Genomic DNA, 20,595 nt, shown 5'->3' on the forward strand with positions numbered 1-20,595 from the left:
CTTGGCGACCATAGAGCCGTGGAACCACCTGATCCCATCCCGAACTCAGCAGTGAAACGTGGCATCGCCGATGGTAGTGTGGGGTCTCCCCATGTGAGAGTAGGTCATCGCCAAGCATCTAATCCCGAAGAACCCCAGTCGCCATGCGGCTGGGGTTTTTTCGTCCTGCCGGGGTTCGTAGCCGATCTGGCCTGCTGACCTGCCCCCAGTAACTAAACCACTTACTGCTTAGTAATGCCCGGTTGCCGTCCGTTGATGGTGATAGAGCAGGTTACGTGAGGTAGGCTTAGTCATATATTACGCAAAATATCTCCACCATCAGGTAACCTCCAGGCACAGAAGCTAAGATGCTGATCGACACCCATTGCCATCTGAATTTTCCGGTCTTTTCCGAGCGCCGGGCCGAGGTGATTACGGAGGCGGCGCGGCAGGGCGTCGGAAAAATTGTGGTGCCAGGGGTTAGCGCGAAAGGTTGGGCTGAACTGCTGAAGATGACCGAGAGTTCGGATGACCTCTTCCCGGCACTGGGGCTGCATCCCTGCTTTATCTCCGAACATAAGGATAGCGATCTGCGGCAGTTGGAAGAGATGCTGGCGGGCCATCGTGATTCTGTCGTAGCGGTGGGGGAGATCGGTCTGGACCTGTTTATCAGCGACCCGCAGTTCGAACAGCAGCTGGCGTTGTTCGAGGCTCAACTGGCGCTGGCCGAGCGGTTCGAGCTACCGGTGCTGCTGCATGTTCGTAAGGCCCACGATCAAGTGCTCGCCAGGCTGCGGCGCCTGAAGCTGCAGCGGGGAGGGATCGTGCATGCTTTCTCTGGCAGCCGGCAGCAGGCGGAGCACTATCTCAAACTCGGCTTTAAGTTGGGCTTTGGCGGTGCTATCAGCTACTCGCGGGCAACCAAGCTGCGCCGGCTGGCGGCTGAATTGCCGCTGGAGGCGCTGGTGTTGGAAACCGATGCACCGGACATGCCCTTGGCAGATTATCGGGACAGGCCTAATGAACCGGCCCGGGTGCGGCAGGTAGCCGAACTGATCGCAAGCCTGCGCGGTATCGAATTGCGGCAGGTAGCGGCAGTGACCTCGGCCACCGCCAGCTGCCTGCTAGGGCTCTGAGTTACTTGCCAGGGGTGTTATAGATATCGGCGTAGATGTCACCCAAGGTGTCCCAGACCACGCGGGTCTGCTCATTGATCGGCAGCCGATAATGATAGCGCTTACCGCTGATCGCTTGGACCGGATAGGCGTTATCCGGTGGCTGCAACACCAGCTTCATCAGGCTTACGCTGAAATTCGGGCCTTCGACCGTCTGGCCATAGGCCTCTTCGATCGGTTTCAACAGGTGGTTGGCGGTGTTAATGGGGGCCAGGTCCTGGCATCGATTACTGGTGCCTTTGCATAGCATTCGGCTGGCGGTGTCGAGGATGTAGTACTGGCTGCTACCGTCGTCCGCCGGCTTCAGGTCGTTCAACGACATACAGCCGGCTAGTGTCAGCGGCACCAGCATCAGTGGCAAAGCTGCTGCTCTCATGGTTAATCAATCCTTGTCTTACGAGAGCCGCAAGTCTATCACGGCATGCGCGGTTTGCCGCTTTCAAAAAGTTGGTGCTGCTCAATGCGCAGGTAATACCAGGCCTTTTCTGTGGCCGGGGTGATCGGGATGCGGTAGTGCTTCGGGCCCAGTTGTTCAACTTCGTACATCTGGTTGGGTGGCTGCAGCAGCAGTTCAACCAGCTGTTGGGCGTCCCATTCGTAGGACTCGGGGTGGATGCCGTAGGCTGCCGCGATGCGGTGTTCGTTGAAGGATGGAACGATCAGATTGAGGTCGTAACACAGGCTGGTGCCACGACAAAGCTCACCTTTTTCAAGGTCGACCGTGAAGTACTGCTGGCGTTCGCCCAACGCGGCACATCCGCCGAGCAGCAGTAGAGCGAGCAGTGCGGTAAACTTCATCGTTTTGGCCATCCATATGACACGTTTTGAGCTTAGCACATGTCGTCGAACGGATTCTCCACGCTCAGGTCGACCGGCTTGGCATAGCCCGGGAAATGAATCTGCTCGGCACTGATCGCCAGGTCCTCGCCGTTAAGTACATTGTGGTCGTACAGGTAGATCGGTCGGGCTTCGCCGCGAGTCGCACTCTGGTCATAACTCCCTGCCGCTTCCTTGACCTGCTGCTGCTTATCGAGGAATCGGTTCATCGCCTGCTGGCCGTGTCGCTGGGCCAGCAGTTTCTGGGTGATGTGCGGTGCCAAAACCGGTGCCGAGGCGTTGTTGCCACCGAAGCCCTTGGAGTTCAGCAGTACGCTGTCGATACCCTGAGTGCCGACCTCCAGGTGCTGCAGCGGGAACAGCAGGTTGGACTGGTGCACGTCTTCGGCGATCGCCGGCGTGGTCACCAAGCCCGGGACGTAGCCGTGGCTCCAGATACCGAGAGAGGTGGTCAGCTGGTCGCCGGCGGCGGTGCCCTGGGAGTGTCCCAGGTAAGCTTTGACGGCAGATACCGGCCACTGCTCGATCGCGAAGGCTTTGGCGATCTCGTTGATTACGTGCGACTCGGTGACACGGTTCTGCGGCGTGCTGGTACCGTGGGCCTGGACGAAACTGCGCTGTCGCAGTGACTCGTTGCCCAGCATCTGCTGGACCAGCGAGGCCGCCTTGCCAAGGGTGATGTAGTTGCCGACGCCCGGCGCAGAGATCGATTTCTTGTGGCCGTCGGCATTGACGAACACTTCGGGTACGGCGCCGAAGACCTGGGCGCCCATCTCAAGTGCCAGGTCATCGGCCATCAGTAGTACGAACTGGCTGGATTCACCCATCGTGAAGCCGCAGTTGTTGCCGAACGGCCGGCAGGCGCGGCGGTAGTCGTCGTCGCTCAATTTGCTGAGCTGATCCAGCGCCAGCAGATCCTTGTCTTCGGCCAGCGCGCCCATGGCGCGGAAACCTTCGATAATCTCCGGTACCACCGGTGCGTCGCTGCCGCCAACCAGTACCACCTTGCGGCGCCCGCTACGGATATCCTCGACACCGCTGCGCAGGTTGTACAGGAAGGTTGCGCAGGCCCCCAGCGCGCCACCGGTGGCGCCGACGCTGCCGAGCAGGTAGGCGTTGATGAAATCGGCCGGCATCTGCGCATAGCCCAACGGCATCTGCTTGGAGGTGGTGCGCTTACCGAGCACCGGGAACTTGAGCAGGCCGCCGAAGCCGAAATCGTCCAGTTGACCGATCGAGTTGCTGGCGTAGACCGCAATTTGGTCGGGACGCAGCCGATCGGCGATCTCGGCGAATGGAATGCCGCTGGAATAGAGCGCATCGGAGGCGCCGTACACGGTCATCTGCAGGTTGCGCGGATGGTTGCGCGACTGGTACAGCTTGCCAGGCTGGAAGCCGGTCGGCAGCATGCCGGCGGACTGGACCAGCGCCGGCTTGGAGTCCGGGAAGATCACATCCAGCTTACCCTCGACGCAGATATCGAACAGCCCGGGCGATGATTCAGAGACCTGCCAGTTGGCCGGAATTTGCTGGGGCATCTGCCGCTTGCGCAGCTGGAAACGGATCGGTCCCTCCGGGTTGCCGGCCAGCGCCGGCCGGTTGAACGGCACATGCTCGACGTCGAACCAGTCCGGGTGGATATGGCGGATCAGGGTGTTGTCGCGCACCTGTTGCTCGATCTCGGCGGCCAATTGGTCGGCGCCCACCCACTCGTCCTCGCTGTTGCGATAGCGGCCGTCTTGGTAACTGGTCAGCCCCATCAGGGTGGCCAGCCCGACAACGGTTTCTTGGCGCAGCTCCGTAGGCAGTTGATCCAGGATCAGGCGTCGGTAGGCATGGTGAAACGACGCGCGACCGGCGGGGTTGATACCGCCAAAACCAACAATAAGGGGTAGCTGTGCCAAGGGCTGGTCCTCGAGGTGGGTGTACTACGTGGGGTGCTATCTTTCTGACCTGTCATTTTATCGGTTGTTGGCAGGAGTGACTAGCGCAAATTGGCCGCTTGCGGGGGCTTCAGTTGCGGTTAACGGCTGGCTCACTAGACTTGAATTCTAATTAGGAACTCGTCTGTCCGACGGGAAATGAGAGGAAATTCATGCCATGAAGAAATTAACCACAGTGATCATGTTGGGCCTGCTGGCCAGCGGCTGTCAGACCATGGATCCCTACACCGGCGAGTCCAAGACCAGCAATACGGCAACCGGGACCGGTATCGGCGCGGTGGCCGGGGCGGTGCTGGGGGCGGCGGTGTCCAGTAAGAAGGATCGTGGTCGCGGGGCGTTGACCGGCGCATTGGTCGGCGGTGCGGTCGGCGGCGGTATCGGTCATTACATGGATAACCAGGAAGCCCAGCTGCGACAAGAGCTGGAAGCTACCGGTGTGCGGGTGCAGCGGGTAGGCGAAGATGCCATCCGGCTGATCATGCCGGGCAACATCACCTTCCAGCTGGATTCGGATCAGCTGCAGCCGCAGTTCTATCCAACGCTGGACTCGGTGGTCAAAGTGCTGACCAAGTATGACCGCAGCCTGATCGATGTGGCCGGATATACCGACAGCAGTGGCTCTTTCGAGTACAACCAGCAACTGTCGGAACGTCGTGCCTACAGCGTGGCGGACTATCTGGTCGGACAGGGTTTGCTGGCAACGCGGATCAGCTCGCACGGCTTCGGTGAGCGTTACCCAATCGCCGATAACGGCTCTGCTGCGGGCCGGGCGGCTAACCGCCGGGTGGAGATCAATATCCGGGGTCAGATCTGAAGGACCTGACCCGGCGGAAAGCGAAGGCGTTTAGCCTTCGCTCTGCTCAAAGCGAGCCAGCAGGCCTTGCAGTCGGCTGACCGACTGGGTCTGCTGCTGTTCCAGCGAGGCCTTCTCTTCCCTCAGTTCGCTGACTTCCATGCGCAGCAGCTCCACTTCGTCCAGCAGCTGGCCAATCTTGCTTTCCAGTTGTTCCAACAGTTCGTTTTGCATAGCTCGTTCCGATACCCTGTATTCGTCAAAGGGCGTGATTATAGGGCAGCGCGGCCACGCTGCAAGCGGCTTACCAGGACTTTACGATATCGTCGGGGCGAATGTTCATGCTGCCTGAATCGGCACTTAACCGGCCCACCGCAAAGGTCGGTTGCAGCTCTTCGATGGTAACTGTCACGCGGCTGTTGCTGAGCTGGCTGACTGACTGCAGACCATTGGCGGTATAGGCGGTGGAGCGGCGGTAAACGGTCAGCCGGTCGCCGACATGGAGGCCGTCCAGTTCGCCAGCATTGATCCAGACCCGCTTGTCCTCGGTACGGGTGATCCGGGCCGAGAAGGGGCGGCAGCGTAGTTGGTCGGTTAGCTCCCGGTCGATCTCGCCAAGCAGCTTGCCGACCGCGTGGCCATAATTGGTCTTGGCGAAGGCGGCGGTATTGAAGCCGGTACGTCGCTCCGGCTCATAATGCCAGAGCCCGGCGGTCTGGTAGCGTTTTTGCCACAGCAGGGCGCCGGAGAAGCCTTCATGGATGAACAGGTCCAGCGCAAACACCCGCAGGTGTTTCTTGCTCTTGTAGTCCAGCCGGTTATACAGGTCGATGAAGAAATTCTGCTCGTTGACGGTGTCCGGGTTCTGCATCGACAGGTCGCGGATCACCCCGGAAACGATGTACTGAACATCCAGATTCTGGCTGTTGGCGACCACGGTGGTCAGCACGCCGTCGCTGAGTTGACGGCTGGAGGCGATCTGCAGGTCCGGGTGTAGGTTCAGGTGGCCGGCGTTCAATGCCTGCAGGAAGTCGGCGTCGTTCAGGCGACGGTAGAGCTGTTCGGCCAGGCCGCTTTCGATATCGTGCAGCGCGCCCAGGCTGGCCTGGGCCGGGGTCTGCAGCGGGAAGGCGGCGACTGCCACCGATTTTCGATAGCTATTGCCATTGCCATTGCCATTGCCGTTGCTGCAACCCTGGTCGGTGATCACCTCGGCACGGATACGGACGATGAACTGGCGGCCCTCTACCTTCTTGTCGAGGATCTCTATATTGCTGACCTTGCCGAGGGTGGCGATCCGCATGTCGTCGATTTCGAGAATTCCGTCGCGTACCTGCTGGTTGCTGCTGACATAGACCGCACCCTGCATCGCCGCCTGCTGGGCGGCGTCCTGGATGGCGGCTTCGCGGGCCGCGACCAGGTCGTTGTTGAAAATCAGTGCGCGGCCTTCGGCGACCACCGAAACCGCCTGCGCCAGTTGTGCGGTGAGCAGGCCGAACAGGCAGATGAACAAAGGGAGCAGGGCGCGTAGCATGAACGGGTTTCCGCAGGTTTGAAACTGGCAACAGTATGCAAATTAACCACTGGTTGCAACGCCTGCGGTCTTACTGGGCCTGGCTTTTGTGGTAGATTGGGGCCGGTTAATCGGAGAGCCTTGAATGAGATTGATACTGTTACCGCTACTGGGCCTGCTGTTGGTCGGTTGCGGCGTTGAGCGGGGGCTGCTGAGCCCGGCAGAGCCTGAGCCTGTTGCGCCGGTAACCGAGCCGGTTGAGCCGCCCGAGCCGGTGATTGGCGAGGTTATCGGCCTGCCGGATGGCTCCCCGACGCTGGACCCGGTCAGCCAGGCGGTGCGGCAGATGGGCGAACAGCTGATGCTGGGACTGCACGAGAATCGGGTCAAACGGATGCCGATGGCGATTCTACCGTTCGTCGAGCGGCCGGCGGTGGCCTCCGATAACCGGTTCGGTGAGCGGATCAGCGAAGCGTTCATCTTCCAGTTGCAGCAGCGCGGCTACAACCTGGTCGATTACCGGGCGGTCAGCATGATCACCACTGCCAAGCCGGCATTGGACGCCCAGCAGCTGTCGGGCCTGCGCAACCGTTTTCGGATCTATTTCGTATTGACCGGTACCTATGTCCGCTATCCGGATGGCATCGTGGTCAACGCACGGGTGCTGGATACCACCACCCGGCAGGTACTGGCGACCGGCCAGACCCATATAGCCAACGATCGGCTGGAGGGCGCGTTGCCCGGCTACGACCCGCTGACCGCCCAGCGCCGCGGGATGATCGTGGAAAACAGCGATGGGCCGACGGGACATTAACAGGTGAAAGCGATGAAAACTGCAGTACGCGCTTTGGCGCTGGTCGGCCTGACGGGGTTGCTCGGCGGTTGCGAGACCATGACCGAGTCGATGAAGGAGGTCGCCTCGTCGCTGCCCGCGCCGGCGGAGCAGATGTCGCCCAATGATCAGGTGCTGGAATCCAACTGGGTGCAGGCGACCGGCTATGCGCCGATCAGCCTGCAGCCGGGCCAGACGCCGCAGCACAAGATGATCATGGCGATGCGGGCGTCAAAGTTGCGCGCCTATCAGGAGCTGGCGGCGATCGTGCATGGTCAGTACCTGTTCGGTACCACCCAGGTAAAGGATATGGTGGTGCAGAGTGATCAGTTCAAGACCGCGGTGGCCGGCATTGTGCGCGGCGCGCGGGTGGTCAAGGTGTTCCCGGTGCAGGATGACGTCTACGCCACTACTCTGGAGATCGATCTGAACCAGGTGCAGCGCGCCTGGGTTGAAACCGCCCCCGAAGGGGCGACGGTCGGGGTCAGCCCTTCGGACTCTTCGACTGAGTTTCATTGAACCGGGCCAGCTGTTCGGCGCTGGCCTCGGCCTGGTGCTTCTCTTTCCAGGCGGCATAGGGTTCGCCGTAGACCCGTTCCCGGGCCGCCTCATAGTCCACTTCAACGCCGCGCTCCTGCGCCGCGGCTACATACCACTTCGACAGGCAGTTGCGGCAGAAGCCGGCCAGGTTCATCAGCTCGATATTCTGCACATCCTTGCGGCTGTCCAGGTGTTCCAGCAGGCGGCGGAACACCGCCGCTTCGATCTCGGTTTGGGTTTGTTTATCCATCGGTAGGCCTTTATAGCAGCTCCAGCAGTATCCGCTCGTCCAGCTGGTTGCAGAGATCGTCCTGCAGCCGGTGGCACAGCTCGGGATCGGAGATCGGCTGGCCATCGGCGTCGGTGATGAAGAAGAAATCCTCCACCCGTTCGCCGACGCTGGATATCTTGGCGGTACGTACGCTGATATTGTGATTGACGAAGATCCGGCCGATCCGGGCCAGCAGGCCGGGGCGGTCCGGGGTCTGTACCTCCAGCACCGTCATGTGGCTGGAGGGGTCGTTGCTCAGCCGTACGGTGGTCGGGGTGGCGAACAGTTTCAGCTGGCGCGGTACCCGGCGCTGGATGATCTCCGGATAGTCTTCCGGATTGTCCAGCTCCTCGACCAGGCGTTGTTCGATCTCGGCCAACTGCTCGGGATTTTCCGACAGCGGCTGGTTGTCCTCGGTCAGCACCGTGTAGGTGTTCAGAGTATGGCCGTCGTCGGCGAAGATGATACGGGCGTCCTGGATGTTCAGGTTGAGCTGGTCGAGGGTGGCCACCGTGGCAGCGAACAGGTTGGGCAGGTCGCGGCTGTAGATGAAAATTTCGGTGGCGCCTTCGTAGAGCCTGTGCGACGTCTGGCGGATCAACACCAGTGGTTTGTCGTCCGACGGGGTGTGCTCGAGGATGGCGCCGGTGTGCCAGGCGATGCTCTGCGCGGTTTCACGCAGGAAGTAGTCGTCGCCCAGGGTGCTCCAGAGTTCCAGAATGGCACTTTCACGCAAGCCGTGGCGCAGCAGCGTGGCCATGGCTTCGTACTGGATCTGCTCGATCCGGTCTTCCTTGTTGATCGGATTTTCCAATCCGCGACGCAACGCCCGCTTGGTCTCGGTATATAGCTGACGCAGCAGCGAGGCGCGCCAGCTGTTCCACAGGCTGTGGTTGGTGGCGTTGATATCGGCCACGGTCAGCGTGTACAGATAGTCGAGGTGGACCAGGTCATGCACCTGCATGGCGAAGTGGTGGATCACCTCGGGGTCGGAGATATCCTTGCGCTGGGCGGTCATCGACATCAGCAGGTGGTTTTTCACCAGCCAGGCCACCAGTTGGGCGTCCCATCGGCCAAGATGGTGGCGCTCGCAGAACGCCAGTGCGTCTTCAGCCCCGAGTTCCGAATGGTCGCCACCGCGGCCTTTGGCTACGTCGTGATAGAGGCCGGCGATGTACAGCAGCTCGATCTTCGGCAGCTGGTTGACGATACGGTGGGCGATCGGGAACTGCTCGCGGAAATCCCGGTGGCGGAACTGGCGCATCTTCTGGATCACTTTCAGGGTGTGCGCATCCACGGTGAAGATGTGAAACAGGTCATGCTGCATCTGGCCGACGATGCGGCCGAACTCCGGCAGGTAGCGGCCGAGAATGCCGTAGCGGTTCATCCGTTTCAGCTCGGTGGAGACCCGGTCCGGTGAGCGCAGCAGTTCCATGAACAGCGAGGTGTTGCGTATATCGCTGCGGAATTCGTCGTCGATCAGGTAACGATGATCGCGAATCAGCCGGATGCTGGATGCGCGAACCCCTTTCACTTCCGAGTGGGCGGCCAGCAGAACGAATAGTTCCATCAGGGCGAACGGGTTGTGTTCGAACACCTTGTCGTAGGTGACTTCCAGGTAATCGTTGTGGATCTGGAAGCGCTTGTTGAGCGGTTTGATCACCGGTTCTTCGTCAACCCGCAGGATCGCCTCGTCGAAATATTGCAGCAGCAGGTCGTTGAACTCCGCCATCGCCTTGGCGACCCGGTAGTACTTGCTCATGAACTGCTCGACCGCCAGCGCGCCCTCCTGGTCCTCGTAGCCGAAGAACTCCGCCAGGCTGCGCTGGTGGTCGAACAGCAAGCGGTCTTCGCGCCGTCCGCACAACATGTGCAGCGCGTAACGTACGCTCCAGAGATAGCGTTCGCCCTTGTTCAGAGTGTCCAGTTCAGATTCGGTCAGGAAGCCGTGGTCGACCAGGTTACGGATGAAAGTGGCACCGAAATGGCGCTTGGCCACCCAGCCGACGGTCTGCAGGTCGCGCAGGCCGCCCGGCGAGTTCTTGACGTTGGGTTCCAGGTTGTACTCGGTGTTGTTGGTCTTCTCATGGCGTTCGCGCTGCTCCTGCAACTTGGCCAGGAAGAACTCCTTGTCGCTCCAGGCGTCGTCGGAGGTGACCCGCTGGTACATCTGCTCCTGCAGTGCGCTGTTGCCTACCAGGGTGCGCGACTCGATCAGGTTGGTGGCGATGGTGATGTCGTTGCGGGCCTCCTGGTAGCACTCCTCGATGGTGCGTACGCTGGAGCCGATATCCAGGTTCAGATCCCACAGCAGGGTCAGGAAGCCGCTGATCGCCTCCTGGTGATCTTCCGCCGTCACCCCATCTAGCAGGATCAGGATGTCGACGTCCGATTTGGGGTGCAACTCGCCGCGGCCGTAGCCGCCCACGGCGATCAGCGCGATATGGCGTGCGGCGGGCCAGTTGAACAGCCCCCAGCTGGCGGCCAATACCTGATCGACCACCCAGGCGCGACCGTAGATCAGTTTGCGGATATCCTGGCCGGCGCGGAAGCGCTCGTCCATCCGTTGCTGGGCCAGCTTCAGCGCCTGCTTCAATACCGGCAGCGGTCGTTTGCTGTCGGCCAGTTCACGCTGCAGCTGGACCGGGTCCAGCAGATCGTTGTCCGGGATCAGGTGTGGTATCGACATGGCCGCCTGCTTAGGGATAGCCCCTGTTAGAACGATTCTTCGGATCGCTTGGTCAAGACTTCGTAGCCGTCGGCGGTCACCAGGATGGTGTGCTCCCACTGGGCGGACAGCCGTCGGTCAACGGTTTCGACAGTCCAGCCATCCTTCTTGGATAGCTTCACGTGGCGTTTGCCGGCGTTGATCATCGGTTCGATGGTAAAGCACATGCCTTCTTGCAGCTCGACGCCGGTGCCCGGCTTGCCGTAATGCACCACCTGGGGTTCCTCGTGGAACTCCTTGCCGATGCCGTGCCCGCAGTATTCCCGCACCACCGTGTAGTGGTTGCCTTCGGCGTGTTGCTGGATTACGTGGCCGATATCACCCAGCCGGGCGCCCGGTTTGACCAGTTCGATACCCTTGTACAGGCATTCCAGGGTGACGTCTACCAGGCGGCGGGCGTGCGGCAGCTCCTTGCCGACGAAGAACATCTTGCTGGTATCGCCGTGATATCCGTCTTTAATGACAGTGATGTCGATATTGATGATATCGCCGCTCTTCAGCGGTTTGTCGTTCGGGATGCCGTGGCAGACCACCTGGTTGATCGAGGTGCAGATCGACTTCGGGAAGCCGTGATAGTTGAGCGGTGCCGGAATCGCCTGTTGCTCGTTGACGATGTAGTCGTGGCAGATGCGGTCCAGTTCGTTGGTGGTAACGCCCGGCTTGACGTGCGGCTCGATCATCTCCAGGACTTCGGCCGCCAATCGGCCGGCCACCCGCATCTTTTCGATTTCGGCAGGAGTTTTAATGGTAATGCTCATGATGTCCTTAACTAATCAGTTGGGAGCCGCTGCCGGATGCAGGGCGTCGCTCTGAGGGCGATTGTAGCAACCGGGGCGCGCCAAGCCAAAGCGGCGCTTTAATCCGCATCCGGCTTGTGGTATAAATTCGCGCTCCAAAATTGCGCTGTGCGCAAAAAACACACATACGTCGACACGCCGGCCAGGGTGCCGCTTGCGGTTTGGTTGGTGGGGCGTATGGAGGCATTAACCCAATCATAAGGCAATACAATGGCTAAAATTAGCATGCGTGACCTGCTGAAAGCAGGCGTTCACTTCGGTCACCAGACTCGCTACTGGAACCCGAAAATGTCCAAGTACATCTTCGGCGCCCGTAACAAGATTCATATCATCAACCTGGAACACACTCTGCCGGCGCTGAATGGCGCACTGGACGTTATCCAGGGTATGGCTGCCAACAAGAACAAAGTACTGTTCGTTGGTACCAAGCGCGCTGCCGCCAAAATCGTTAAAGAAGAAGCGAGCCGTGCAGCTATGCCGTACGTCAACCACCGTTGGCTGGGTGGTATGCTGACCAACTACAAGACCATCCGTCAGTCTATCCGTCGTCTGCGCGACCTGGAATCCCAGAGCCAGGACGGTACTTTCGAGAAACTGACCAAGAAAGAAGCCCTGATGCGTCAGCGCGAGATGGAGAAGCTGGAACGCTCCATCGGCGGTATCAAGGAAATGGGTGGTCTGCCGGACGCTCTGTTCGTTATCGACGTTGATCACGAGCGTATCGCTGTCAACGAAGCGAACAAGCTGGGCATCCCGGTAATCGGCGTTGTCGATACCAACAGCAACCCGGACGGCATCGATTACGTGATCCCGGGTAACGACGACGCGCTGCGCGCTATCCAGATCTACGTTAAAGGTGCTGCCGACGCTTGCGTTGAAGGTGCTAGCGTTGCTGGTGGCGACAAGAACGAATTCGTCGAAGTTGAAGAGCAGGACGCGGCTGCCGAGTAATCGGTCTGTCAACTGAGTCTATTAGTCTCTTCAGGCTGATTTGAAGGGGAGCCGAACGCTCCCCTTTTTTGAATTTACAGACTAACGCTTGAATCTATTTAGAGGTATCCGACATGGCATTCTCTGCTAAGGACGTAAAAGAACTGCGCGACCGCACTGGCCTGGGCATGATGGAGTGTAAAAAAGCTCTGACAGAAGCCGGCGGTGACATCGAAGCGGCAATCGAAGAGCTGCGTAAAGCGTCCGGTATGAAAGCTGCCAAGAAAGCCAGCCGTACCGCTGCCGACGGCGTTGTCGCCGTTAAAGTTGCTGCTGACAATAGCTACGCCGTGGCTGTGGAAGTGAACTCCGAGACTGACTTTGTTGCCCGTGACGAAGGCTTCCTGGCGTTTGTTGATTCCGTCGCGGTAAAAGCGTTCGAAAGCAAGGCTACCGATGTGGCTGCCCTGATGGCCGGCGAGCTGGAATCTGCCCGTGAAGCGCTGGTTCAGAAGATCGGTGAAAACATCACTGTACGCCGCCTGGTCCTGGTTGAAGGTGGTGTGGTTGATGCGTACGTGCACAGCAATGCCAAGATTGCTGCAATCGTCGAGCTGGAAGGCGGCAACGCTGAGACAGCCAAAGACATCGCCATGCACGTAACCGCTGTGAACCCGCAGGTGGTTAGCAAGGAAGATATGCCGGAAGACGTGGTTGCCAAGGAGAAAGAGATCATCCTGGCGCAGCCGGACATGGCTAGTAAGCCGGCAGACATCGCTGAGAAGATGGTTGTTGGTCGTATCAACAAATTCCTGGCTGAAAACAGCCTGGTCGAGCAGCCGTTCGTCAAGAACCCGGATCTGAAAGTGGGTCAGTACGCTAAAGAGGCGGGTGCTGTTGTTAAATCCTTCGTGCGCATCGAAGTAGGCGAAGGTATCGAAGTGGAACAGGTCGATTTCGCAGCGGAAGTGGCTGCTCAGCTGAAAGGCTGATTCGTCTGTACCCGGCGGTTACGCGCGCTCGGCGTGCGTAACCGTTTCCTATCCTGCTACACTCTTGTACTCTCATTCCCAGCGGAGAACCGTGCATGCCTGCCAGCGAAAAACATTCCCGATATAAACGCATTCTGCTGAAACTTTCCGGTGAGGCCCTGATGGGCGATGAGAATTTCGGGATAGATCCGAAAGTGCTCAATCGCATGGCGCTGGAAATTGGTCAGTTGGTGGGGATCGGTGTCCAGGTAGGGATGGTGATTGGTGGTGGTAACCTGTTCCGTGGCGCGGCGCTCAGCGCAGCCGGTATGGATCGGGTGACCGGCGACCACATGGGGATGCTGGCCACGGTGATGAATGCCTTGGCGATGCGTGATGCGCTGGAGCGCAGTAATATCGGAACCCGGGTGATGTCGGCGATTCCGATGAGCGGTGTGGTGGATCACTATGACCGTCGCCATGCGATGCGAGCCCTGAGCCAGGGGGATGTGGTAATCTTCTCGGCCGGTACCGGTAATCCGTTCTTTACCACCGACTCTGCTGCCTGTCTGCGCGGTATCGAGGTGGAAGCGGATGTGGTGCTGAAGGCGACCAAGGTGGACGGTGTTTACACCTCCGACCCGATGAAAGACCCGACTGCGACGCTGTACCGTCATCTGACCTTCGATGAGGTGCTGGAGCGACAGCTGGGCGTAATGGATTTGACGGCGATCTGTCTGACCCGTGATCACGATATGCCGGTGCGCGTGTTCAATATGAACAAGCCGGGTGCGCTGGTAAATCTGGTGGTGGGCGGTGACGAGGGAACGCTGATTGATTGCGGTAAAGCAGCAGGAGAGAGCAATGCTGAATGAAATTACCCAAGACGCCGACGCGCGCATGAAGAAAAGTGTCGAGGCGCTGGTTGATAACTTGAAAAAGATCCGTACTGGCCGCGCCCACCCGAGCATTCTGGATGGCGTGCTGGTGCCTTACTACGGTTCCGATGTGCCGATCACCCAGGTGGCCAACGTATCGGTCGAGGACGCCCGTACTCTGAGCATCTCTCCGTGGGAAAAGCAGATGGTCGGCCCGATCGAAAAAGCGATCATGAAGTCCGACCTGGGGCTGAACCCGGCCACTGCGGGCGAGGTGATCCGTGTGCCGATGCCGGCACTGACCGAGGAGACCCGTAAGGGCTACATCCGTCAAGCGCGTCAGGAAGCGGAAAATGGCAAGGTGGCCATCCGCAATATCCGCCGTGATGCCAACGGCGATATCAAGGAACTCCTGAAAGAGAAGGAGATCACCGAGGACGAGCAGCGTCGCGGTGAAGATCAGATCCAGAAGCTGACCGACAAGTATGTCGCTGAAGTCGACAGCCTGTTGGAGCATAAAGAAAAAGATCTGATGGAAATCTAAGGCTTGGCGGGGCCGAAAGGCTCCGCGACTTCCTGCATGTCTGCCAACGACTCATTGTCTCTCCCCGCCGATAAGGTGCCGCCGCGGCATATTGCGATCATCATGGATGGCAATAACCGCTGGGCCAAGGCGCGTAAACTCCCCGGTATCGCCGGCCATAAGGCCGGTGTCGACGCAGTCCGTGAGGTGATCAGGGGCTGTATCGAGCTGGGGGTGGAAGCCCTGACGCTGTTTGCTTTCAGCTCCGAAAACTGGCGCCGCCCTCCGTTGGAGGTGAAGGCGTTGATGGAGCTGTTCAAGCTGGCGCTGGATCACGAAGCCAAGAAGCTGCATAAGAACAATATCCGTCTGCGGGTGCTGGGTGACCTGTCGGCGTTCAGCGACGGGTTGCAGCGTCGCATTGCGGCTGCCGAGGCGTTGACCGCCGGCAATACCGGCCTGCAGCTGAATATCGCTGCCAACTACGGTGGTCGCTGGGATATCGTTCAGGCTGCCCGCAAATTGGCACAGCGCTGTGCCGATGGCGGGCTGCAGGTCGAGCAGATCGATGAATCGCTGTTCGCCGGACAGTTGTCCACCGACGGCCTGCCGGAGCCGGATCTCTGTATCCGTACCGGTGGCGAGCAACGGGTCAGCAACTTCCTGATCTGGCAGTTCGCGTACGCCGAGTTTTATTTCACCGATACCTACTGGCCGGATTTTGATCGTCAGGCGCTGCGGGCATCGGTGCTCGATTATTGCAGTCGTCAACGTCGTTTCGGCCGTACCTCGGAGCAGGTGGAGGCCGGCGACGATGCTTAAAAAACGCCTTCTGACCGCGCTGGTGCTGGCGCCGCTGGTGCTTTGGTCGCTGTTCTATCTCTCGTTGGAGCAGCTGCTGGTATTAGTCGACCTGGTGCTGCTGCTGGCCGCCTGGGAGTGGTCGGCTCTTGCCGGCCTGGGGCGGCGGCTGTACCGGCTGGGTTACGTTGCCAGCCATGCTGTGCTGCTGGCGGTGATGCACGCGCAGATCGACCGGGTGCCCTCGCCCGGGTTGTTTGTCGCGCCGCTGATACTCTGGGCGGTGGCGCTCTGGTGGGTGGTGCGCTATCCGGCCGCCGGGCTTTGGCGTTACACGCCGGTACGGGGTGCCGCCGGCTACCTGGTGCTGTTGCCCTGCTGGTTCGCATTCGTGGTGGTCAAATCTCACCCCTGGGCCGACCAGCTACTATTGTTGCTGGTGTTGCTGGTCTGGGGAGCCGATATCGGTGCCTATTTCGCCGGCAAGAATTTTGGTCGTACCAAGCTGGCCCGGGTCAGCCCCGGCAAAACCCGCGAAGGGGTCTATGGCGGCCTGTTGACCTGCCTGCTGATTGCGCTGGGCTCGGCCTACTGGCTTGAACTTCCGCTGCTGGCCGCAGTCTACCTGTTGCTGTTGGCGCTGATGACCGGCCTGATTTCGGTACTCGGCGACCTGTTTGAAAGTATGTTGAAGCGGCACTGCGGGCTGAAGGACAGCGGGCGTCTGCTGCCTGGCCATGGCGGGGTGATGGACCGTATCGACAGCCTGACGGCGGCCGCGCCGCTATTTGCCATCGGCATTCAGTTTCTGCCTGCCAGCTGAAAAGTGACACCCTATGTTTGATCTGTTGCAGACCATCTTGGCCACCCTGGTAACGCTGGGGCTTCTGGTCACTATCCACGAGTGGGGCCACTTCTGGGTCGCGCGCCGTTGCGGCGTCCGGGTGCTGCGTTTCTCTGTCGGCTTCGGCAAACCACTCTATACCCGCAAGGACCGCCATGGCACCGAGTTCGTGGTGGCGGCGGTTCCGCTGGGTGGCTACGTGCGGATGCTCGACGAACGCGAGGGGCCGGTGCCGGCCGATCTGAGAGATCAAGCATTCAATACCAAGCCGTTGTGGCAGCGCACCGCGGTGGTGGCGGCTGGACCGCTGGTCAACCTGTTGTTCGCGGTGCTGGCCTACTGGTTGATGTTCGTGGTTGGGGTGACCGTGCTCCGGCCGGTGATCGGCGAATTGACGCCGGGCTCGCCGGCGGCAGAAGCGCAGCTGCCGACCGGCTATGAGGTGGTGGCACTGAACGGCCGGCAGACCGACTCCTGGGATGAACTGAACCTGCGGCTGGCGGCCTGGATCGGCGAGAGCGGTCGGGTCGAGCTGGATCTGCGCCATTCCGAGCGCCAGGAGCTGCGCCGGGTCAGTGTGTCGCTGCACGAATGGCAGGTGGATGTGGAAACCGAGAGCCCGTTGTCGGCCTTTGGTATCGTGCCCTGGCGACCGCCGGTACCACCGGTGATCGGTCAATTGTTGCCGGACGGTCGAGCCGTTGGCGCGGGGCTGCAGTTGGGCGACCGGGTGCTGAGCATCGATGGTCTGCCGGTAGCGAGCTGGCAACAGTTGGTCGAGATGGTACAGGCGGCCCCTGATCGGGAGTTGTTGTTCGACGTCGAACGCCAGGGGCGGGTCCTTTCCATTGCCGTCCTGCCAGCGGTACGCGTGGCGGAGGATGGGCGTGAGATAGGTTATGTCGGAGCCGGGGTCCAGCCGGTCAGCTGGCCCGACTCGATGTATGCCGAGCGTCAGCTGGGACTGGTCGATGGTCTGCTGGCGGGACTGGTTAAAACCGGCCAGATGATCAGCCTGATACTGGAGTCGATCTGGAAGATGATCGAGGGTGTGATCTCGGTAAAAAACTTGAGCGGCCCGATAACCATTGCTAAAGTGGCGGGTGCTTCAGCGGCCTCGGGTCTCGAGGCGTTCGTCGGCTTTCTGGCCTATCTGAGTATCAGCCTGGGTGTTCTCAACCTGCTGCCGATTCCGATGTTGGATGGCGGGCACCTGTTTTACTACCTGATTGAGGCGGTACGCGGTAAACCGGTTGGCGAACGGGTCCAGATGATGGGCTTGAAGATCGGCATGGCGATCCTGTTTTCGCTGATGGCGGTAGCAATATTCAATGATGTCGCAAGACTTTGATAAGCGGCGGACAGTCTTTCTTTAAACGGACAAGAAGTACTACATGAAACGCGGGATTCGGTTTCTGGCTGCGCTGGCATTGCTGGCTGCAATGGCGCAAAACGCATTCGCTTTTAAAGTCACGGATATTCGCCTTGAAGGCTTGCAAAGGGTTTCCCCCGGCATTGTATTCCGCAACTTTCCCCTGACCGCTGGTGACGAGGTTGACTCGCAAGCGCTGGCCGACGCTGTGCGTCGTTTGTTCCGTTCCGGCTATTTCGATGATATCGAGGTGCTGCGCGATGGTGATGCGTTGGTGCTGCAGCTGCATGAGCGGCCGGCGATCAGCAAGATCAAGATCGACGGTAACAGCGTTATCGAGACCGAAGACCTGATCAACGGTTTGAAGGAAAGCGGCCTGCAGGAGGGCGATGTCTTCAAGCGCGCCACCCTGGAAAAGATCCGTGGCGACCTGGTGCGGGTGTATGCCTCCCAGGGCCGTTACGGAGCAGTGGTCAATACCGAGGTTGAGCGCTCCCCCGGTAACCGTGTGGTACTCAATATCACCATCAATGAAGGCAAGGTCGCCGCGATCCAGCATATCAACATCGTTGGTAACGAGCTGTTCAGCGACGAAGAACTGCGCGACCTGTTCTCGCTGAAACTGACCAATTTCTGGAGTTTCTACAAGAAGGACGATCTCTACTCCCGCCAGAAATTGGCCGGAGATCTGGAGCAGCTGCGCTCCTTCTACATGGATAAGGGCTACCTGAACTTCGCGGTCAACTCCACCCAGGTATCGATTACGCCGGACCGCAAGCATATCTATATCACCGTCAATATTCAGGAAGGTGAGCAGTACCGGGTACGTGATGTCGACCTGTCCGGCGAGATGGTGGTGCCGGAATCGGAGCTGAAGACAGAGCTGCAACTCAAGGCCGGCGAACTTTTCTCCCGCCGTAAGATGACCGACAGCCGCGAGGCGTTGGTTAAGCGGCTGGGTAACGACGGCTATATGTTTGCCAACGTGACGCCGGTACCGGAAGTTCACGAAGAGGACAAGAGCGTCTCCATCCGTTACCTGATCGATCCGGGTAAACGCACCTATGTCCGCCGCATCAATATCAAGGGCAACACCAAGACCGCCGATGTGGTGGTCCGCCAGAATATGCAGCAGATGGAAGCGGCGCAGGCGTCCAGCGCCGCCATCGAGCGCTCCAAAGTGAAATTGGAGCAGACCGGTTTCTTCCGCACCGTCAACGTGGAAACCCGGCCGGTGCCCGGTACCGACGATCAGGTCGACCTGGAATACACGGTGGAAGAGCAGCAGTCCGGCTCGCTCGGTGCCAGCGTCGGCTTCTCGCAGAACAGTGGCCTGATCCTCAACCTAAGTGTTACCCAGGACAACTTCCTCGGCAGCGGCAAGAAGGTCGCCTTTGCGATCAGCAACAGCGATACCCTGACTGAATACAGCTTCAGCCAGCTCGATCCGTACTATACGGTCGACGGCGTCAGCCGCGGTTACGAACTCTACTACCGTGAGCGCGACTTCGACGAGGACGATGTCAGTGCCTACACCACCGACGAACTGGGTGGCGGTATCAATTTCGGCTATCCGATCGACGACTTCCAGCGGCTGAGTTTCGGCGCCAACGTAGAGCTGGTGTCGATCAACACCGCGATCACCACACCGCAGGAGATCCTCGACTTTATCGACAACGAGGGCGACAGTTACGCCAACCTGATCTTCAAGGCGGGTTGGCGGGATAACCACCTCAACCGTGGTTTCTTCCCGAGTCGGGGCTATTCTCAGAGCGCCAGCATCGAGTTGTCGGCGCCGGGCAGTGACCTGGCCTACTACCGCAGCCAGTACAACTACAAGAGCTACTATCCGCTGGACAGGGATGAAGGCTGGATCCTGTCGCTCCGTACCCGTCTTGGCTATGCCGATGACCTGGGTTCCAACGAATTTCCGTTCTATAAGCATTTCTTTGCCGGTGGCCTGCGCACGGTCCGTGGCTTCAAGTCCAACAGCCTTGGACCGAAGGGCAGCCCGCAGGCGGGCAGCAATGAAGAGCCTGATCCGTTCGGCGGCAATATCCTGATCACCGGCGGTGCGGAGATGATCTTCCCGGTGCCGTTCGTCAAGGATCAAACCGGTTTGCGTACCCTGGTGTTCTTCGACGCCGGTAACGTGTTCGATACCAGCTGTGCGTCCGGCAACAGTAACTGTGACGAGGGGATCCAGTTCGACGAGATCCGTTATTCGGTCGGTTTCGGTCTCAGCTGGCTGACGCCGGTTGGGCCGCTCTCATTTGCCATTTCGCAGCCGCTGAACGACGAAGCGGACGACGATGTCGAGCAGTTCCAGTTCGCGCTCGGCCAAACCTTCTAACCTGAGGAGTTGTCATGAAATTGCTACGCGTATCCGTACTGGCGTTGGCGGCGTTGTTCAGCCTGCCGGCACTGGCCGAAAAAGTGGCGGTACTGGGTATCCAGGAGGCTTTGCTCAGCTCTCAGGCGGCGAAGGATTTCCGGCTCGAGCTGCAGCAGCAGCTGTCGGCTGACGAAAAACAGCTGGCCGAGCTGGAAAAGCAGGCCAAGGCGGCGCGCGACAAGGTGCAGAAGAACAAGGACCTGGTCGCCAAGGATGAACTGAAGCAGATGAACCTGCAGTTCCAGAAGGTATTCGCCGAATACCAGCGTCAGGGGCAGGCGCTGCAGCAGAAACGCGCCCAGGCGGAGCAGGCGTTTCTGGCGCAGATGCGGCCGAAGCTGGATACTGTAATCCGCCAACTGATCGAGCAGGAACAGTACGATCTGGTGGTCGCCAAGCAGGCGACGCTGTTCGCCAAGAAAGAGCTGGATATTACCGCTCGCGTGGTTGAACTGCTGAACAAGCAGCCGTAA

The 20,595-nt window shown here is 59.7% G+C and carries 21 protein-coding genes and 1 rRNA gene; 14 read left to right on the forward strand and 8 right to left on the reverse strand.

The features are described from left to right. Both rrf and K6T12_RS03385 read left to right on the forward strand, forming a co-directional pair. Positions 1-116, forward strand: a 5S ribosomal RNA gene (gene rrf, locus K6T12_RS03380). Between the two features lie 231 nt (positions 117-347). Then, the gene (locus K6T12_RS03385) at positions 348-1,115 is read left to right on the forward strand and encodes a TatD family hydrolase (RefSeq protein ID WP_222219500.1); all 768 of its coding nucleotides are present in this window, start codon (positions 348-350) and stop codon (positions 1,113-1,115) included. A 1-nt stretch (position 1,116) separates the two neighbouring features. Here the strand turns inward: K6T12_RS03385 and K6T12_RS03390 are convergent, their stop codons facing one another. From K6T12_RS03390 to K6T12_RS03400, 3 genes are read right to left on the reverse strand one after another with little or no spacing between them, the layout of a single operon-like run. Continuing rightward, a complete protein-coding gene (locus tag K6T12_RS03390) occupies positions 1,117-1,530 on the reverse strand; it encodes a hypothetical protein (RefSeq protein WP_222219502.1) in 414 nt (137 codons plus the stop codon). 38 nt (positions 1,531-1,568) lie between these two features. Continuing rightward, positions 1,569-1,952: a hypothetical protein gene (locus K6T12_RS03395; protein ID WP_222219504.1), complete on the reverse strand. Its 384-nt coding sequence runs from the start codon at positions 1,950-1,952 to the stop codon at positions 1,569-1,571. Between the two features lie 32 nt (positions 1,953-1,984). Continuing rightward, a complete protein-coding gene (locus tag K6T12_RS03400; RefSeq protein WP_222219506.1) occupies positions 1,985-3,895 on the reverse strand; it encodes a beta-ketoacyl synthase in 1,911 nt (636 codons plus the stop codon). A gap of 196 nt (positions 3,896-4,091) precedes the next feature. Between K6T12_RS03400 and K6T12_RS03405 the strand changes: the two genes are divergently transcribed. Further along, positions 4,092-4,748 (forward strand): OmpA family protein, encoded by a 657-nt coding sequence (locus tag K6T12_RS03405; RefSeq protein WP_222219508.1) that lies wholly within the window; start codon positions 4,092-4,094, stop codon positions 4,746-4,748. A 30-nt stretch (positions 4,749-4,778) separates the two neighbouring features. Here the strand turns inward: K6T12_RS03405 and K6T12_RS03410 are convergent, their stop codons facing one another. After that, entirely contained in the window at positions 4,779-4,961 is a 183-nt protein-coding gene (locus K6T12_RS03410) for a cell division protein ZapB (protein WP_222219510.1), read from the reverse strand. 70 nt (positions 4,962-5,031) lie between these two features. Beyond that, a complete protein-coding gene (locus K6T12_RS03415; RefSeq protein ID WP_222219512.1) occupies positions 5,032-6,261 on the reverse strand; it encodes a flagellar assembly protein T N-terminal domain-containing protein in 1,230 nt (409 codons plus the stop codon). A gap of 124 nt (positions 6,262-6,385) precedes the next feature. On the opposite strand from K6T12_RS03415, the gene K6T12_RS03420 reads away from it, so the two are divergent. Continuing rightward, positions 6,386-7,054: a FlgO family outer membrane protein gene (locus tag K6T12_RS03420; protein WP_222219514.1), complete on the forward strand. Its 669-nt coding sequence runs from the start codon at positions 6,386-6,388 to the stop codon at positions 7,052-7,054. 12 nt (positions 7,055-7,066) lie between these two features. Beyond that, complete coding sequence (locus K6T12_RS03425) at positions 7,067-7,591, forward strand: LPP20 family lipoprotein (protein ID WP_255611516.1); 525 nt, start codon at positions 7,067-7,069, stop codon at positions 7,589-7,591. Here the strand turns inward: K6T12_RS03425 and K6T12_RS03430 are convergent. The 3 genes from K6T12_RS03430 to map are packed head-to-tail and all read right to left on the reverse strand — an operon-like array spanning position 7,557 to position 11,369. Further along, positions 7,557-7,862, reverse strand: a complete 306-nt coding sequence (locus K6T12_RS03430; RefSeq protein WP_222219517.1) for a DUF1244 domain-containing protein — start codon at positions 7,860-7,862, stop codon at positions 7,557-7,559. The genes K6T12_RS03425 and K6T12_RS03430 overlap by 35 nt on opposite strands. 10 nt (positions 7,863-7,872) lie before the next feature. Beyond that, complete coding sequence (locus K6T12_RS03435; RefSeq protein WP_222219519.1) at positions 7,873-10,572, reverse strand: [protein-PII] uridylyltransferase; 2,700 nt, start codon at positions 10,570-10,572, stop codon at positions 7,873-7,875. 26 nt (positions 10,573-10,598) lie between these two features. Beyond that, a complete protein-coding gene (map, locus tag K6T12_RS03440; protein WP_222219521.1) occupies positions 10,599-11,369 on the reverse strand; it encodes a type I methionyl aminopeptidase in 771 nt (256 codons plus the stop codon). A 249-nt stretch (positions 11,370-11,618) separates the two neighbouring features. Between map and rpsB the strand changes: the two genes are divergently transcribed. The 9 genes from rpsB (at position 11,619) to K6T12_RS03485 (ending at position 20,595) form a co-directional block, all read left to right on the forward strand. Continuing rightward, positions 11,619-12,359 carry a 30S ribosomal protein S2 gene (gene rpsB, locus K6T12_RS03445; RefSeq protein WP_222219523.1) on the forward strand — a complete coding sequence of 247 codons (741 nt, stop codon included), beginning with the start codon at positions 11,619-11,621 and terminating at the stop codon, positions 12,357-12,359. Between the two features lie 113 nt (positions 12,360-12,472). After that, complete coding sequence (gene tsf, locus K6T12_RS03450; protein ID WP_222219525.1) at positions 12,473-13,330, forward strand: translation elongation factor Ts; 858 nt, start codon at positions 12,473-12,475, stop codon at positions 13,328-13,330. Positions 13,331-13,425: 95 nt separating this feature from the next. Beyond that, a complete protein-coding gene (gene pyrH / locus K6T12_RS03455; protein ID WP_222219527.1) occupies positions 13,426-14,184 on the forward strand; it encodes a UMP kinase in 759 nt (252 codons plus the stop codon). Beyond that, a complete protein-coding gene (frr, locus tag K6T12_RS03460) occupies positions 14,174-14,731 on the forward strand; it encodes a ribosome recycling factor (RefSeq protein ID WP_222219529.1) in 558 nt (185 codons plus the stop codon). The genes pyrH and frr overlap by 11 nt, the downstream gene beginning before the upstream one ends. 36 nt (positions 14,732-14,767) lie before the next feature. Continuing rightward, a complete protein-coding gene (locus K6T12_RS03465) occupies positions 14,768-15,532 on the forward strand; it encodes an isoprenyl transferase (RefSeq protein WP_222219531.1) in 765 nt (254 codons plus the stop codon). After that, on the forward strand, positions 15,525-16,334 hold the full coding sequence (locus K6T12_RS03470; RefSeq protein WP_222219534.1) for a phosphatidate cytidylyltransferase: 810 nt from the start codon (positions 15,525-15,527) through the stop codon (positions 16,332-16,334). Before K6T12_RS03465 ends, K6T12_RS03470 begins: the two co-directional genes overlap by 8 nt. Before the next feature lie 13 nt (positions 16,335-16,347). Beyond that, the gene (gene rseP / locus K6T12_RS03475; protein WP_222219536.1) at positions 16,348-17,706 is read left to right on the forward strand and encodes a sigma E protease regulator RseP; all 1,359 of its coding nucleotides are present in this window, start codon (positions 16,348-16,350) and stop codon (positions 17,704-17,706) included. Between the two features lie 43 nt (positions 17,707-17,749). Then, entirely contained in the window at positions 17,750-20,080 is a 2,331-nt protein-coding gene (gene bamA, locus K6T12_RS03480; protein ID WP_222219538.1) for an outer membrane protein assembly factor BamA, read from the forward strand. 14 nt (positions 20,081-20,094) lie between these two features. Beyond that, entirely contained in the window at positions 20,095-20,595 is a 501-nt protein-coding gene (locus K6T12_RS03485; protein WP_222219540.1) for an OmpH family outer membrane protein, read from the forward strand.

This window comes from Marinobacterium arenosum, assembly GCF_019795155.1.
GTDB classification, from domain to species: Bacteria; Pseudomonadota; Gammaproteobacteria; order Pseudomonadales; family Balneatricaceae; genus Marinobacterium_C; species Marinobacterium_C arenosum.